This is a genomic window from Methylococcales bacterium (assembly GCA_030949405.1).
Taxonomy (GTDB): domain Bacteria; phylum Pseudomonadota; class Gammaproteobacteria; order Methylococcales; family Methylomonadaceae; genus WTBX01.
Window position 1 is genome coordinate 447,980 of sequence record JAUZSN010000002.1, and the last position, 14,863, is coordinate 462,842.

General features: G+C 36.1%; 15 protein-coding genes. 9 read left to right on the plus strand and 6 right to left on the minus strand.

Features of this window, described 5'->3' with window-relative positions:
* Positions 1–35: 35 nt before the first annotated feature.
* Complete coding sequence (locus Q9M50_02450) at positions 36–548, minus strand: aspartate carbamoyltransferase (protein ID MDQ7089493.1); 513 nt, start codon at positions 546–548, stop codon at positions 36–38.
* 368 nt (positions 549–916) lie between these two features.
* Here Q9M50_02450 and Q9M50_02455 point away from each other — a divergent pair, with 368 nt between their 5' ends.
* Positions 917–1,078 carry a hypothetical protein gene (locus Q9M50_02455; GenBank protein ID MDQ7089494.1) on the plus strand — a complete coding sequence of 54 codons (162 nt, stop codon included), beginning with the start codon at positions 917–919 and terminating at the stop codon, positions 1,076–1,078.
* Positions 1,079–1,323: 245 nt separating this feature from the next.
* On the opposite strand, the gene dcm is transcribed toward Q9M50_02455, so the two are convergent.
* Entirely contained in the window at positions 1,324–2,580 is a 1,257-nt protein-coding gene (dcm, locus tag Q9M50_02460) for a DNA (cytosine-5-)-methyltransferase (protein MDQ7089495.1), read from the minus strand.
* Positions 2,581–2,735: 155 nt separating this feature from the next.
* Between dcm and Q9M50_02465 the strand changes: the two genes are divergently transcribed.
* Entirely contained in the window at positions 2,736–3,485 is a 750-nt protein-coding gene (locus tag Q9M50_02465; GenBank protein MDQ7089496.1) for an LlaMI family restriction endonuclease, read from the plus strand.
* A gap of 76 nt (positions 3,486–3,561) precedes the next feature.
* Here the strand turns inward: Q9M50_02465 and Q9M50_02470 are convergent, their stop codons facing one another.
* Positions 3,562–4,401, minus strand: coding sequence for a RepB family plasmid replication initiator protein (locus Q9M50_02470; GenBank protein ID MDQ7089497.1), 840 nt, complete (start codon positions 4,399–4,401; stop codon positions 3,562–3,564).
* A gap of 323 nt (positions 4,402–4,724) precedes the next feature.
* A complete protein-coding gene (locus Q9M50_02475) occupies positions 4,725–4,898 on the minus strand; it encodes a hypothetical protein (GenBank protein MDQ7089498.1) in 174 nt (57 codons plus the stop codon).
* Positions 4,899–5,008: 110 nt separating this feature from the next.
* On the opposite strand from Q9M50_02475, the gene Q9M50_02480 reads away from it, so the two are divergent.
* Positions 5,009–6,049 carry an IS110 family transposase gene (locus tag Q9M50_02480; GenBank protein MDQ7089499.1) on the plus strand — a complete coding sequence of 347 codons (1,041 nt, stop codon included), beginning with the start codon at positions 5,009–5,011 and terminating at the stop codon, positions 6,047–6,049.
* A gap of 269 nt (positions 6,050–6,318) precedes the next feature.
* Here Q9M50_02480 and Q9M50_02485 read toward each other — a convergent pair whose 3' ends face one another.
* Positions 6,319–6,858 carry a replication initiation protein gene (locus Q9M50_02485; GenBank protein MDQ7089500.1) on the minus strand — a complete coding sequence of 180 codons (540 nt, stop codon included), beginning with the start codon at positions 6,856–6,858 and terminating at the stop codon, positions 6,319–6,321.
* 133 nt (positions 6,859–6,991) lie between these two features.
* On the opposite strand from Q9M50_02485, the gene Q9M50_02490 reads away from it, so the two are divergent.
* From Q9M50_02490 to Q9M50_02505, 4 genes are all read left to right on the plus strand, one after another.
* Positions 6,992–7,693: a transposase gene (locus Q9M50_02490; protein MDQ7089501.1), complete on the plus strand. Its 702-nt coding sequence runs from the start codon at positions 6,992–6,994 to the stop codon at positions 7,691–7,693.
* A gap of 570 nt (positions 7,694–8,263) precedes the next feature.
* Positions 8,264–8,668: an Rpn family recombination-promoting nuclease/putative transposase gene (locus Q9M50_02495; protein MDQ7089502.1), complete on the plus strand. Its 405-nt coding sequence runs from the start codon at positions 8,264–8,266 to the stop codon at positions 8,666–8,668.
* Positions 8,669–8,675: 7 nt separating this feature from the next.
* Positions 8,676–8,951: a PD-(D/E)XK nuclease family transposase gene (locus tag Q9M50_02500; GenBank protein ID MDQ7089503.1), complete on the plus strand. Its 276-nt coding sequence runs from the start codon at positions 8,676–8,678 to the stop codon at positions 8,949–8,951.
* Positions 8,952–8,958: 7 nt separating this feature from the next.
* On the plus strand, positions 8,959–9,153 hold the full coding sequence (locus tag Q9M50_02505) for a hypothetical protein (GenBank protein ID MDQ7089504.1): 195 nt from the start codon (positions 8,959–8,961) through the stop codon (positions 9,151–9,153).
* Between the two features lie 43 nt (positions 9,154–9,196).
* On the opposite strand, the gene Q9M50_02510 is transcribed toward Q9M50_02505, so the two are convergent.
* Positions 9,197–9,532, minus strand: coding sequence for a hypothetical protein (locus Q9M50_02510; protein ID MDQ7089505.1), 336 nt, complete (start codon positions 9,530–9,532; stop codon positions 9,197–9,199).
* A 1,276-nt stretch (positions 9,533–10,808) separates the two neighbouring features.
* Here Q9M50_02510 and aceE point away from each other — a divergent pair.
* Both aceE and Q9M50_02520 read left to right on the plus strand, forming a co-directional pair.
* Positions 10,809–13,487 carry a pyruvate dehydrogenase (acetyl-transferring), homodimeric type gene (gene aceE, locus Q9M50_02515; GenBank protein MDQ7089506.1) on the plus strand — a complete coding sequence of 893 codons (2,679 nt, stop codon included), beginning with the start codon at positions 10,809–10,811 and terminating at the stop codon, positions 13,485–13,487.
* A gap of 15 nt (positions 13,488–13,502) precedes the next feature.
* Positions 13,503–14,798, plus strand: a complete 1,296-nt coding sequence (locus Q9M50_02520) for a 2-oxo acid dehydrogenase subunit E2 (GenBank protein ID MDQ7089507.1) — start codon at positions 13,503–13,505, stop codon at positions 14,796–14,798.
* Positions 14,799–14,863 lie beyond the last annotated feature (65 nt).

Consider the following 14,863-nt stretch of genomic DNA (forward strand, 5'->3'; position numbering starts at 1 on the left):
GGTTAATAAAGGCATGATAAGTATAATTAATGCCTTTATTGAGCGTGCATTTTATGATTAGAATGTCCTGAAACAGCATGACGAGAATGGTCACTTAACTGGGCTTCAAACCATTGATGAATAGCGGTTATAAGAGAGATTTCATCGGTTAAATAAGTGATTTTTGCGCCATTAGGTAATTCTTTATAGGTAATATTAAGCTGATTAAGTTTTGCCTTTCGTAACCCCTCTAAACCCGGCATATTGTTGCCATGAATTTTTTCAGGATTAGAAAAATCACCTTGTTGAAATTCAGCAGAAATTTTAGATAGATGTTCGCGTATTAACTTTATTTGCTCACAATCATCAGGATTTTTAACGAGAACCTTTTGAACGCCCCCTTTTGCAGTTTTGGAAAAAACATGAGTTGTTAACGCCAAGTCAAAGGGCATCACATGAACACCTAGTTCGGCTATCTCATCAAGTCGCTTTTCACTTGCTTTTTCTATTGCATAAACGGGATTCATAATAAAAAATAGGCTTAATGCCGATACCCATAAATAATTCATAATTTTCCTTTTTAACGTTAATGTCTATCGTCAAACCAGACTTTACTTGACGGTAAAGAAACAACAACTCCATTTTACCCGATAACGTCGATAGTTATTTGGCAATAAATCGTAGGGCGGATAAAAAGTCTGTGAAAATATTCCAAATTCAAGTAAAAAATAGCAGTTCTGTAATAAATAATCAATAATTTAGGCGACCAACTTAATACGGGACAGCTTTAAAGTTTCAAAGCTTGCAAAATTAGTAAAGTCAATAATTGCTCCAGACGCTTAATTTTACGAGTGTTTCTTATGAAAGTTTGATTATTTTATATTTGCGTGATTGTATGAATCAACATTGTAAAGTTGAGATTAGATTTAATTAATTAATGAGTGACGAGTGGGAGTGGGAGTGGGAGTGGGAGTGGGAGTGGGAGTGGGAGTGGGAGTGGGAGTGGGAGTGGGAGTGGGAGTGGGAGTGGGAGTGGGAGTGGGCGCAGATCTTTGATATTTTGAAAGCCTCAAAGGTTTTTTATCGGTTTGGTATTTGATTGAAGTGACCATGTGGTTATAAAACCAAGTTACTCCGACCCCTTTGATTCGACCCCTTTGATTCGACCCCTTTGATTCGACCCCTTTGATTCGACCCCTTTGATTCGACCCCTTTGATTCGACCCCTTTGATTCGACCCCTTTGATTCGACCCCTTTGATTCTTTGATTCCAGCAGAGCTTGATGAGTAGGCATTCCCAAGCTGGAGCTTGGGAACGAGAAATATCAATAGTTATCTACTTGTCCTATATCAATTTATTAGCAATATCCATTATTCTTATTATTTCTGTAGCAACCTTACGAATAACAGGCATTGCTACAGAATTTCCAAATTGTTTATATATCTGCCCATCTGAAACCGCATCTATTATAAAATCTTGAGGAAAACCTTGGAGGTTAGCACATTCTCTAGGGGTTAATTTTCTGGGTCTTTTTTCAAGATGAGATTGATCTATTAAAATTTCACTACCATCTTTGTAATATCGTGCGCTTATTGTATTGGTATATTCACTTTCTGCATTAAAAAGAGAATAACCAAAACCATTCCCTTTGATTTTATGCGCTTGCTTTCTACGTTGATGACCTCTCCACAACTTTTCAGAAATAGTATATTTTTCATTAATATCTTTATCTTTTAAAAGAATATCACCTACTTTAGTCACTTCTTTACTTTCTTTAGGCCAGGTAAAAAGCGTATCAAAATCAACTTTGCTGTAATAATCTTTATTAAATCCAACAATATAAATTCTTTGTCTGTTTTGAGGCAAGCCATAATCTGCCGCCCTTAACACTTTATAGCTTACCCAATAGTTTAATTTATGACTCAAGGCGGCTAATGTTTCATCTGACAAAATCAAATTTTCATCTAACTCAATATTACTTTCTCCTCTTAATATCGCAGTGATAGTCTCAAATGTTTTTCCCTTGTTATGACTTTGAAGCTGCTTAACATTTTCAAGCAAAAAAGCTTTAGGACGTTTAGAGGTTAGAATACGTTGAATTTCAAAAAACATCGTACCTCTCGTATCAGAAAATCCTTTTTTTAACCCTGCTTGTGAAAATGCCTGACAAGGAAAACCGCCTAATAAAATATCATGCTCAGGAATTTCAGATGTGGGAATTTCCGTTATGTCGCCATGAGGCACTTCGCCATAATTTGCCGCATAGGTTTTTTGAGCAAATTTATCCCATTCAGAGGTAAAAACACACCGACCTTTTAACGCTTGAAAAGGTAATCTAATTCCCCCTATCCCTGCAAATAAATCAATAAAAGTAAACTTTTCTTTACTTGATTGTTTGAACTTATAAGGGGTAGTTTCATGTAAATTTATAATTTCAGCCCATTTTGATTTAGTTGGCTTATGTTGATTATTCTCCCATCCTCTAACCGTTCTTTCTCCATTAGATTTCAAGCCTAAAATCTGTGCGAAATTTTTTTGACATAGCCCCATTCTTAATCTTTTTTCTTTAATTAAGGCTGAATAATTTACTTGTTTTTGCATAATTAATTACTCTCAACTTATCCTGTATTAAACCCGGATAATAACATTTTTTAAGTTAAATTAAAACGTTAATTTATTAATTCCTTTAGACTTAAAGAGTTTGCCTTTAAAAAATAGAAAGGCAAATTGTTTATTTCAAATAATAGGGAATCATCATGACAGATAAAGAAAAAATAATTGAATTATTTAATCAAAATGTGAAAGGCAAAAAATCAGATATATCTGGCTCAAATAGTAAGCATGACGGCAAAGAAGGACATTGGCTAGAAAGACAAATGGGACTATCAGCCAATGCAAGTAATAGTCCTGATATTTATGGCTATGAAATGAAAAATACAACAACGTCTAAAACAACTTTCGGGGATTGGTCAGCGGATAAATATATTTTTAAAGGTGAAAATTCAACGATTACTCGCGATGAATTTCTTCAAATTTTTGGAAAACCTAATGAAAAGAAAGATGGGCGTTTTTCTTGGTCTGGTGAGCCTTGCCCTAAGATAAATGGTTATAATAATTTCGGGCAAAAACTTGATATTGATGAAATAGAAAATATTAAAGCCATTTACAGTTACAGCGAAGATAAAAGACCTAATAAGCAAAATATTGTCCCTTCGCGTTTTCAAGTAGAAAATTTAGTTATTGCTTTATGGGAAATGAATTCTTTAAAAACCAAATTAGAACGTAAATTTAACCAAAAAGGTTGGTTTAAGTGTGAAAAAAATTCTAGTGGAGAATATGAATCTATTAATTTTGGAGAGCCTATAAATTACGAAAACTGGTTAAATCTTGTCCGTAAAGGTGTTGTGTTTTTTGATAGTGGAATGTATCAAACTAATAATCGAAATTACTCACAATGGCGTGCTAATAATTCTTTATGGGATAGCTTAATTACAAGTACATACTAATCATCAAAAAGACCATTCTAAAATATAAGAATGGTCTTTTTTAATTTCAATAAGTATATACATTGTCGTCTAATTTCTAATTGGACTTAGCCGCTAACTTCTCAGCTTTAATACGAAAAGCCGCTTCTTCGTAAGATTCACCTACTCGCGCTTTGCGTTCTATTTCTGATTTAGGTAAACCAAACATCATCGGCTCTTTATTACTTGGCTTAGACGACTTTTTAGCTTGTTTCTCAGCAAAGGTAAAAATCAAATGCGTCACACTACGCCCAGTTTTACGCTGTTTCCATGTCACCTGTAAATTAGAATGCTGATTAATATCCTTAATCGCAGGTTCTAAAACTCGCGCCTTAAAATTATCCAAACGGTTATAACTCTCATCTAACTGAAATTGACTTTTAATCCATGCAATCTCAATTTCGCGTGTCCCTGTTGTTTTCCACTGCATTAACAATTCATATAAACGAATCCCATAAATAGAAGACATATTTCCAACATGTTTAAGCTCATAACGAGTAAATGTACCTTTCAACTCACTCAAATAAGGAATTATCTTTTGAGAAAAACATAAACTAATTTTTCCCTCATCAGGCATATAACCAACCGAACTAATCCAGCGGGTTTCTATTTTTTTTAACTTAGGACGCTCAGGATCTGGGTTATAAATTGTCATAGAACGTTGATACAAAGTTTTAGTAATACTTTGTAACTCACTATAAGCTCTATTTTTAGAAACAGAAAACAATTTTGCAAAATCAACAGCCGATAATTCAAATTCATCCGTTTTTAATAATTCCTCGGCTGAATTCACTTGAGCAATACACGCTAGCACAACCCGTTGTTCATTTAGACTTAATTTATAACCTGCTTCGACAACGCTATTAGATTTATAAACGGTTAATTTTTTGTGATTCATAATCCTCCAAAGAGTTTTAAAATAAAATAATATATCATATTTAACTACAGAGTAATATTTAGTAGTTAAATACACCGATTTTGTAGGTTTTAAAGCACCGATTTTGTAGTTATAAACACCGATTTTGTAGTTATAAACACCGATTTTGTAGGTATGGAACACCGAATTTGTAGGTTTATAAATATATAAATAGATAAAAATCAAAATGTTACATGGTAGTAAAATATTAAAACAAGTATAAAAATATATAAAAGGAAACTAAAAAATAGGTAGTCAAGTAGGTCAGGTTCGATTATTGGGCATAGCGAGATAACGACCCCGATTTACTTAAGCTTCTCAGCTTTAATACGAAAAGCCGCATCTTCCCAAGATTCCCCTACTCGCGCTTCGCGTTCTATTTCGGCTTTCGGTAAAGCGTACATCATTGGCTCTTTATTACTTGCCTTAGATGACTTTTTAGCTTGTTTCTCAGAAAAAGTAAAAATCAAATGCGTCACCCTTCGACCTGTCTTACGCTAATGGAATGGTTCGTCCCACTTTTACAACCGCCCTAAAAGGGATGATAATAACCGTTATTCATTTTCAGCACAAGTGTGAGGTCATAGTCATGAGCAAAGTTAATTCAAACAAAAATATCGCCGTCTTAGGGATTGATTTGGCGAAGAATAGTTTTCAGCTACATGGCGTGGATGAAGACGATAACGTGTGTCTGAAAAAGAAACTCACACGCAACAAGCTGAGTGCCTTTATCGCTAATCTGCCGCCGTGTTTAATTGGCATTGAAGCCTGCGGCGGCGCGAATTATTGGAAGCGCATTTTCTCTCAATTTGGGCATACGGTCAAAATTATGGCTCCACAATTTGTGAAGCCGTATGTGAAATCAAACAAAAGCGATGCCTTGGATGCGGAAGGAATTTGCGAAGCTGTGCAACGGAAGTCGATGCGCTTTGTCCCCAGTAAAAGTGTTGAGCAGCAGGATATTCAATGTATGCATCGCATTCGTAGCCAGTTGATTGGGCGACGCACTGCGCAAGCGAATCAAATTCGCGGCTTGCTGATGGAATATGGCATCATCATTGCGCAAGGCATTCACTCGGTCAGTAAGATTATTCCTGAGTTGCTAGAGGATGCAGAAAACCAACTTTCACCGATATTTCGAGAATTATTGCAAGAGCTTTACGATGAAATGAAGCACCTCAATGAGCGGATTGATTCGATCGAAATCAAGTTAAAACAGGTCTGCGCTCAGAATGAAAACTGCCAACGATTACTCACTATTCCTGGTGTCGGACTGTTAACTGCCACGGCTTTAATCGCTGCGATTGGCGACATCAATGTGTTTAAAAATGGACGCGAACTCGCGGCATGGCTAGGGCTGGTGCCGAGGCAACATTCCACAGGCGGCAAGCCGACATTATTAGGGATTAGCAAACGCGGCGACACTTATCTGCGCACCTTGCTGATTCACGGTGGACGCTCGATGTTACGGGTAGCGCATAAATACGAAGACAAGCGTAATAAATGGATTGTCAGTTTAAAGGAACGACGCGGCGAAAATATTTCCACAGTTGCCATCGCCAACAAAAACGCGCGTATCGCATGGGCGGTATTGAGCAAGCAAGAAGATTACTGCATCAAGAGTACTTAGGATTTTAGTTAGGAAAAATCGAATCCACTTTTTAAAGACGAGCAACAGAACAAACGATCAGTTTACAACGAATTGCGTAGATAAAGTTTAAGTGATGGCATAAAAGGTAACACCTGCATTTCCAGCAACCTGTAGCGGACGGAGACCTTCGAGGTCGTTTAGCTGATGAGGAGAAAATGCGCGGATTCCATCAGGGCTAGAGGGCTTTCAGCGCCTCATTTAAAAGCCGGATATATGGCTGCACTATTTTTTTATGTCACGAAAAAACTTTACTTGCAATACGGGACGAACCATATATGTGTCCACTCAGTATTATAGTTTGAATGATTGTTAATGTCTTTCACCGCAGGTTCAATCACATACTTTTTAAAATCCTTAATAGATTTATACTTATCTTCAATTTGAAACTGCTTTTTTAACCAATCAAGCTCAATTTCTCGCACCCCTGTCGATCTCCATTGTACTAATAACTCATATAAACGAATCGCATAAACAGAAGTCATCTTGCCAACATCCTCAAGCTTATAGCGCGTAAACTGCCCTTTTAACTCACTCAAATAAGGCAATATATCCTGAGAAAATCGTAAAATAATCTTGCCCTCTTCGGGCATATAACCAATGGAACTAATCCAACGCGTCTCTATCTTTTTAAGCTTAGGATGTTCAGGCTCAGGGTTATAAATTGTCACCGAACGTTGATAAAGCGTTTTAGCAATACTTTGTAACTCGCTATACGCCCTATCTTCTGAAATTGAAAAAAGACGCGCAAAATCCGTTGCCGATAATTCAAACTTATCCGTTTTTAACAAAACCTGAAAATAAAGAAAATAAAGGGGTAAATAAAGGGGTCTAAATAAAGCAAATAAAGGGGTCAGTGTAAATTAAAGTATCAAAACAGGTTGCTTTTACTGTAGAATACAATCTTTTGCTAGATTTAACCGTATGCCTAGAAAACCTCGAATTAGTCCCATTGGTATTCCACAGCATGTCATTGTACGAGGCAACAATCGTCAAGTTTGCTTTACTAATGAAAACGACATGACTTTTTATCTCAATTGTTTAAAAAACTACTCCAAAAAACACGACTTGCAAATTCATGCTTGGGTATTGATGACTAATCATATTCATCTACTATGTACCCCGATGAAAAAAAATTCCGTGAGTAAAACCATGCAAGATGTCGGTAGACTTTATGTGTGTTATTTTAATAGGACTTACCATAGAACAGGCACATTATGGGAAGGTCGCTACAAATCAAGTTTAGTGCAATCTGATTATTATTTGTTAGCCGTTTACCGATACATTGAGTTAAACCCTCTACGCGCCTCTATGGTTAATGATCCTGCGGATTATGCCTTTTCCAGTTATCAAATTAATGCGTTAGGTAAACCTTCTGATTTATGTACTCCACATAGTGAGTATTTGTCTTTAGGCGATAATGATAAAAAGAGGCAAAAAAAGTATAAGTTATTATTCAAGCAGCGACTTGATAACAAACTTATTAATGATATTCGCAAAATCACCAATAAAGGCATGGCAATTGGTAATGATAATTTTATTGCACAGATAAAAGTATTAACAGGTCATAATCTAGTGTGTGTAAACAGAGGGCGACCTGTTGGATGGCGAAAGAATAAAAAATAATTATTGACACAGTCTCTTTATACTGATTCCTTGATAGACATTATTTTATGGCCATATCGAACAAAAACTTCTAAGAATACCAATAATGATAAAAAATAAATTTTTAAGAAAATCAAAGGCATCAGATTAACTTGATTTTTCAGAATCCAGAATCAAGTTACTCTGCCCCCAATTCCAGTAAGTTGGCGCGGTAGATTGGGCTAAGTAACAAAGCTCAACATTTTTAATAACAAAACTTATAATAGAAAATAGGGGGCAGGTTTTGCATTTTTCAGCCTCCCGACTCACCGTATAAAATAAATTTTTAAAAGTAAAAAATGCAAGACCTATCCCCTTTACTTACCTGCAATTTTAAAAGTTCATTAATCATTACCCCCCCCTCAAAACAAACAAATCCATAAAACCAAAATTTTAACCGATTTTTTATCGACCACAGCTATTAAGCTAAAATAGGCACATTTATGGTTTATCTCAAAATTAATTGCTGAAAAAAACTTGCACCAACTCTATTTGAAATGCTAGCTTAAGTGATATGGCTATCAAACCCATAACCTTAATGGTAAAAATCCTATGGAAAAAAAATACTTCAATCCCTACACCGATTTTGGATTCAAAAAACTTTTTGGAGAAGAAGCAAATAAAGACCTGTTAATTGACTTTTTAAACCAGCTTCTCCCCGACTATCACCAAATAGCCACACTTGAATTTAAAAATGTCGAAAATATCAATGATACAGCCAAAGAACGCCGAGCAATTTTTGATATTTATTGTCAAACCAACGATGGCAATCGTTTCATTGTGGAAATGCAAAAAGCCAAAGTAAAATTTTTTAAAGATCGTTCCTTATTTTATTCAACGTTTCCTATCAAAGACCAAGCTAAAAAAGGCGATTGGGATTTTGAACTACTCCCCGTTTATTTTATTGCTATTCTTGATTTTCATTATGATGAGAAAAAAAGAAAAACGAAAATTTAGACGCGATGTGTGTCTAAAAGACCAAGATGGTGAGGTATTTTATGAGAAACTGCATTTTAAATTCTTACAAATGCCTCTATTTAATAAACAGGAAAATGAGTTAGAAACCCATTTTGATAAATGGATCTATTTTTTAAAACATCTTGAAACTTTTGATCATATTCCCTCTATTTTAAACGAGCCCATTTTTAAAAAAGGCTTTGAAATTGCAGAGATTTCACATTTAAAACCTGAACAATATGAGGCTTATCAAAAAAAGTCTTATAGAATATTGGGAAATTAAAAATGTCATGGAGACCTATTTTGAAGAAGGTATAATAGAAGGGAGAAAAGAAGGAGAAATAAAAGGGAGAAAAGAAGGCGAAATAAAAGGAAGAAAAGAAGGTAAAATAGAAAATGCTAAAGCATTGAAAGAGCTAGGGGTCTCTATTGAAACTATTGTCACCGCAATAGGTTTAACAACGGAAGAAATTGAACGGTTATAATATCCTTTATTCACTTATTTGGCATAAAGAAAGAAATGTACTGCTATTTTTCCTCCATAAGCAGGAAAATAATAGCTCTTTTCTTTCTATTAATATTCATTCCACGATGTATATTAACTTTCTCTTTTAAATGAGAAAATGCTCCCTCTATATGGTTGGTTGTATGAGGAATATTTAATTCTGGATAGCACTTGTATTTAAATAATAAATGTTTATTTGTTTCTAATAACCTAATTGCAGAACGTATTTTTTTATGTTTAAATTTATTTGCATCATTTTTCTTTGAAATGAATGCTCTATATTTGTTTTTAAAAGCAATAAATTTATTTATAAATTCCTTTGGGGTACTATATAAAATATCATCTACCAATTGCTTCAAATCAATTCCACAGTTAGTTTTTGGATTGGCAGTAATATATCGCCTTACGATCATTTTTTGATGAAAGATACACATTTGTACCTGTGCATTAGGAAATCGCTCTTCTAGCCTTGATATGAAGCCTAGTTTGCCATCCAGAGTGAAACTTTTAAATGTATAACCTGCTTTTACTAGCTCATCAAGGCAAAAATTTAATTTGGAGAGTGACTCTGTTTTTATCTCTTTTGTATAAATTATTTGTTTTGTATCATGAAAGCTTAAATAACCATATTAATTACCAAAAAAAGTTGCATCCAAAACACAATTTATTGGATATTTTGGAGCAGGTTTTGGCTTATTATTTATGACTATAGTATCAAATTATTTTCTTAAAGTAGGGATGGATATATTTAAACCACTAGCTATATTTTGAAGTGTTTTTCTGCCAAATAGGTAATCACTGTAATAAGATTTATAATTGGTTTTTTTACCCCGTGATTCTAACCAATAATAACCACATATATTACAAATATAACTTTGGCGGTTTCTCTTTTTACCATTCTTCTTAGCTGATGATTTTTTACATTTTAAACAAGTTTTTTACGCATCTTATAATTTTATTATATTAAATCACCGTATCATATTGTTTTTTAATATAAAAACAAGGTAAATAGCAGTACATTTCTTTCTTTATGCCAAATTTTATTATTTTAATAAAGCATTAGTCGTACTTATCATGCAGATAATGACGAGGTTTTTGCTATTTTTAAAATGATTAAAGCGTTAAAAGGGACTATTTACGATAAATGAAATGTCAGGCGATAGAGGTTTTTTTAAGTAAAAGACTACTATGCAGTGGTAGAAAGAATATTCTGTTGATGATGTTTTTGCTGAAATGGAAAAAATTAAATGTTGAGTTAAGTATATGATAAGGTAATTTTTTTTAAAAATGCCTCCTTTTTTAGAATCAGTTGCCTATTCAGGTTGATTTCGTTTCAATCGACAACGTGCCTCGAAAATTAAGTGGGTTAATTATGTCCACATACATAACAGTAAATAGGCTGCATGGTTTAATTAATATTGATGAATTTTATCCGATGGAAAAAGCGAATATTTTTAACCAAAGATGAGTGAATGGGCTGTTTTAGTGGGCGAATAAAATTATGATAGATGGGCGTTTATACGGTTACCATTAGCATTTTATAGACTTAAAAAAAGCGACTTTTTTTACTGTAAAAGAACTTAGTCGTATAATTAGGTTATTTTTTAAATTTCACCGCTAATTTAAGAGTTATTAATGAAGAGTAATTTAACTGTGGCATCAGCCATCCAAAATGATATTGATTCAACCGAAACCCAAGAATGGCTAGATTCTTTGCAAGCTGTTCTGGAGAATGACGGCCACGAACGAGTTCATTTTTTAATTGAAAAGCTACTTGACTTAGCTAGAAAGGCAGGCTCAGATATTCCGTTTAGTGCGAATACCGCGTATTTAAATACCATTCCTGTTGCGCTTCAACCTCGCTTTCCTGGGGATACCTCAATTGAGCGAAAAATACGTTCTTATGTGCGTTGGAATGCGATGGTGATGGTGTTAAAAGCGAATAAGGGAACTAATGTGGGCGGTCATATCGCAAGCTTTGCTTCCTTGGCAACCTTATATGATGTCGGGCAAAATCATTTTTGGCATGGGGCATCGGATACGCATGGAGGCGATTTAATTTTCTTTCAAGGGCATTCATCTCCAGGAAACTACGCGCGTGAGTTTTTATTAGGACGATTGACTAAATCCCAAATGGATAGTTTTCGTAAAGAAGTCGATGGAAATGGGTTGTCGTCTTATCCTCATCCGTGGCTAATGCCCGATTTTTGGCAATTCCCAACGGTTTCTATGGGGTTAGGCCCTATTATGGCGATTTATCAAGCTCGGTTTATGCGCTATATGCAAGGCCGTGATTTTATTGATATTAAAAATCGTAAAGTGTGGGCTTTTTTAGGGGATGGTGAAACAGATGAGCCTGAGACTTTAGGCGCAATTGGGATGGCAGGGCGTGAAAAATTAGATAACCTTATCTTTTTGGTCAACTGTAATTTACAACGTTTAGATGGGCCTGTTCGGGGTAATGGAAAAATTATTCAAGAATTAGAGGGCGTTTTTCGTGGGGCAGGTTGGAATGTTATTAAGGTTGTTTGGGGGCGACGTTGGGATGCTTTATTAGAACGGGATAAAGAAGGCTTAATCAGTAAGCGGATGATGGAATGTGTTGATGGCGATTATCAAACTTTTAAATCTAAAGATGGGGCTTATGTTCGTAAACACTTTTTTAATACCCCTGAATTACAAACGTTAGTAGCCGATTTAACCAATCAAGATATTTGGGAGCTGAATCGAGGCGGGCATGATCCGATTAAAGTTTACTCAGCCTATCAAGCTGCTGCAAATCACAAAGGACAGCCGACGGTTATTTTAGCTAAAACGGTAAAAGGCTATGGAATGGGCGAATCGGGACAGGCTCAAAATACCTCGCATCAACAAAAAAATATGAGTGTTGAATCATTACGGCGCTTTCGAGATAAATATGAACTGGCAGTAACCGATGCAGAATTAAATGATTTACCGTATTTAACCTTTGAAGAGGGGTCAAAGGAACTTAATTATATGCGCCAAAAGCGGATGGATTTAGGGGGCTATTTACCTTCCAGACGAGAAAAAGCGAATACGTTGATTGTTCCAGAGCTTTCCGCGTTTAAAGGTTTATTAGCTTCAAGTCGAGAAGGGCATGATATATCGACGACTATGGCTTTTGTAAAGATTTTAAATATCTTGGTGAAAGATAAAAACATTGGCAAACAAATTGTACCGATTGTTCCTGATGAATCACGAACGTTTGGCATGGAAGGGATGTTTCGCCAACTGGGTATTTGGTCGCAAGTCGGTCAGCTTTATACGCCACAGGATGCCGAACAGTTAATGTTCTATAAGGAAGATAAAAAAGGGCAAGTATTACAAGAAGGGATTAATGAAGCGGGTGGTTTGTGTGATTGGATTGCGGCAGGAACGGCCTATTCAACGCATGGGGTCTCTATGGTTCCTTTTTTCATTTATTATTCGATGTTTGGTTTCCAGCGCGTGGCCGATTTGATTTGGGCGGCAGCCGATCAACGGACACGAGGGTTTTTATTAGGTGCAACAGCGGGTAGAACCACATTAAATGGCGAGGGTTTGCAACATGAAGATGGGCATAGTCATGTTTTTGCGGCAACCGTTCCTAATTGTATTACCTATGATCCGACATTTTCTTTTGAATTAGCGGTTATTATTCAAGATGGATTAAGACGGATGTACGCAGAACAGGAAGATGTGTTTTATTACATCACGGTGATGAATGAAAATTATGCCCATCCTGCTTTACCCGAAGGCGTTGAGACTCATATTTTAAAAGGGATGTATTTATATCAAGCTGCTGCGGAATCAGATTCATTGAAAGTTGAATTATTAGGGTCGGGGGTTATTTTTAATGAAGTTATTTATGCCGCTGAATTATTACAAAATGATTGGAACATTCATGCCGATTTATGGAGCTGTCCCAGTTTTACAGAACTTGCGCGGGATGCTCAAAACTGTGAACGTTGGAATCGTTTAAATCCAACGAAAACGCCTAAACAGTCTCATGTTGAAAAATGTTTAGTGAACGAAAACTCACCTGTTGTTATTGCCAGTGATTATATTCGGGCGTATCCCGAACAAATACGTGCTTATGTTGCGTCACCTCTGACTGTTTTAGGGACAGATGGCTTTGGTCGTTCCGATACGCGTGAAAATTTGCGTAGCTTTTTTGAGGTGAATCGTTATCATGTGGTCATTGCCGCGTTAAAAAGTTTGGCTGATATGGGGAAATTTGAACAGGCTAAAGTTGAGGTCGCTATTGCTAAATATGATATTGATCCGAATAAAACGGCCCCGTGGTTAATGTAACTATAAAGGATGATGATGAGTGAAATAATTGAATTAAAAGTTCCTGATATAGGTAATGTTGCCGAAGTTGAAGTCATTGAGGTTTCTATTCAACCCGGTGATGTGGTTGAGGTAGAGCAGTCTTTGTTAGTGATGGAAACAGATAAAGCCTCTATGGAATTACCTGCGATTGCTGCGGGGACTGTCCAAGAAGTTAAGATTAAAGTTGGAGATAAAGTTTCTGAAGGGACTGTCGTTGCAACGTTGTTGGTCAATGTCGAAGCAGAGAGTTCAATTGACTCGTCTACGACGGCTAATGAGGTTAAAGAAGCGTCGGTTGCTGTTGAACCGTCACCTCCTGTTGTGATTGATGCACCTAAAGTAAATATGGCGACTGTAATGAACGAGGTTACAACATCGACGCATAGCCATGCTACACCTGGGGTTAGACGATTTGCTAGAGAGCTGGGTGTTGATTTATCGTTGATGGCATCGGGCAATGGACGTAAAGGGCGAATTTTAAAGGATGACGTTAAAAATTTCGTTAAGCAATCGTTAGCGACTAAGCATACTGAGGTTAATAATACAGGGTCAGGTATTCCTGCTTTACCTGTGGTTGATTTTTCTAAATTTGGGGAAACGGAAGAAAAACCGTTAACTAAAATTCAACGGTTAACAGGGAAGCATTTAAGTTGTAATTGGCTTAATTTGCCGATGGTAACTCAGCATGAAGAGGCTGATATTACTGAGATGGAAGCTTTTAGAAAAGCGTTAAACAGTGAGCAAGTAGCGGCTAATAAAGTTAAAGTGACACCACTAGCGTTTATTATTAAAGCGGTGTTGGCTGCGATGAAAGTCTATCCTCAGTTTAATAGTTCTTTATCATCGGATGGTGAGCGTTTAATTTATAAAAAGTATTTTAATATCGGAATTGCGGTGGATACACCTAATGGGCTTGTTGTTCCCGTTATAAAAGAGGCCGATCAAAAAAGTATTTTAGAGTTAGTTGATTCCATGAGAACCTTAAGTGCTAAAGCGCGAGAAGGGAAATTATCAGCGAGCGATATGCAAGGGGGCTGTTTTACTATTTCCAGTTTAGGAGGAATTGGTGGAACTGGGTTTACGCCGATTGTTAATGCGCCTGAAGTGGCTATTTTAGGAATTGCAAAAGCAGCCATGAAACCTGTTTGGGATGGAAGTGACTTTATTCCCAGATTAATACTGCCCTTGGACTTAACCTATGACCATCGTGTTATAGATGGGGCTGACGGCGCACGGTTTGTCGTGACGGTTGCTAAGTATTTACAGGATATACGTCGATTGTTGTTATAACTTGACTTATATTTAGATACTTGCATCGGGCGGAAACTATTTAAGGTTAGACTAAAAGCTGGAGT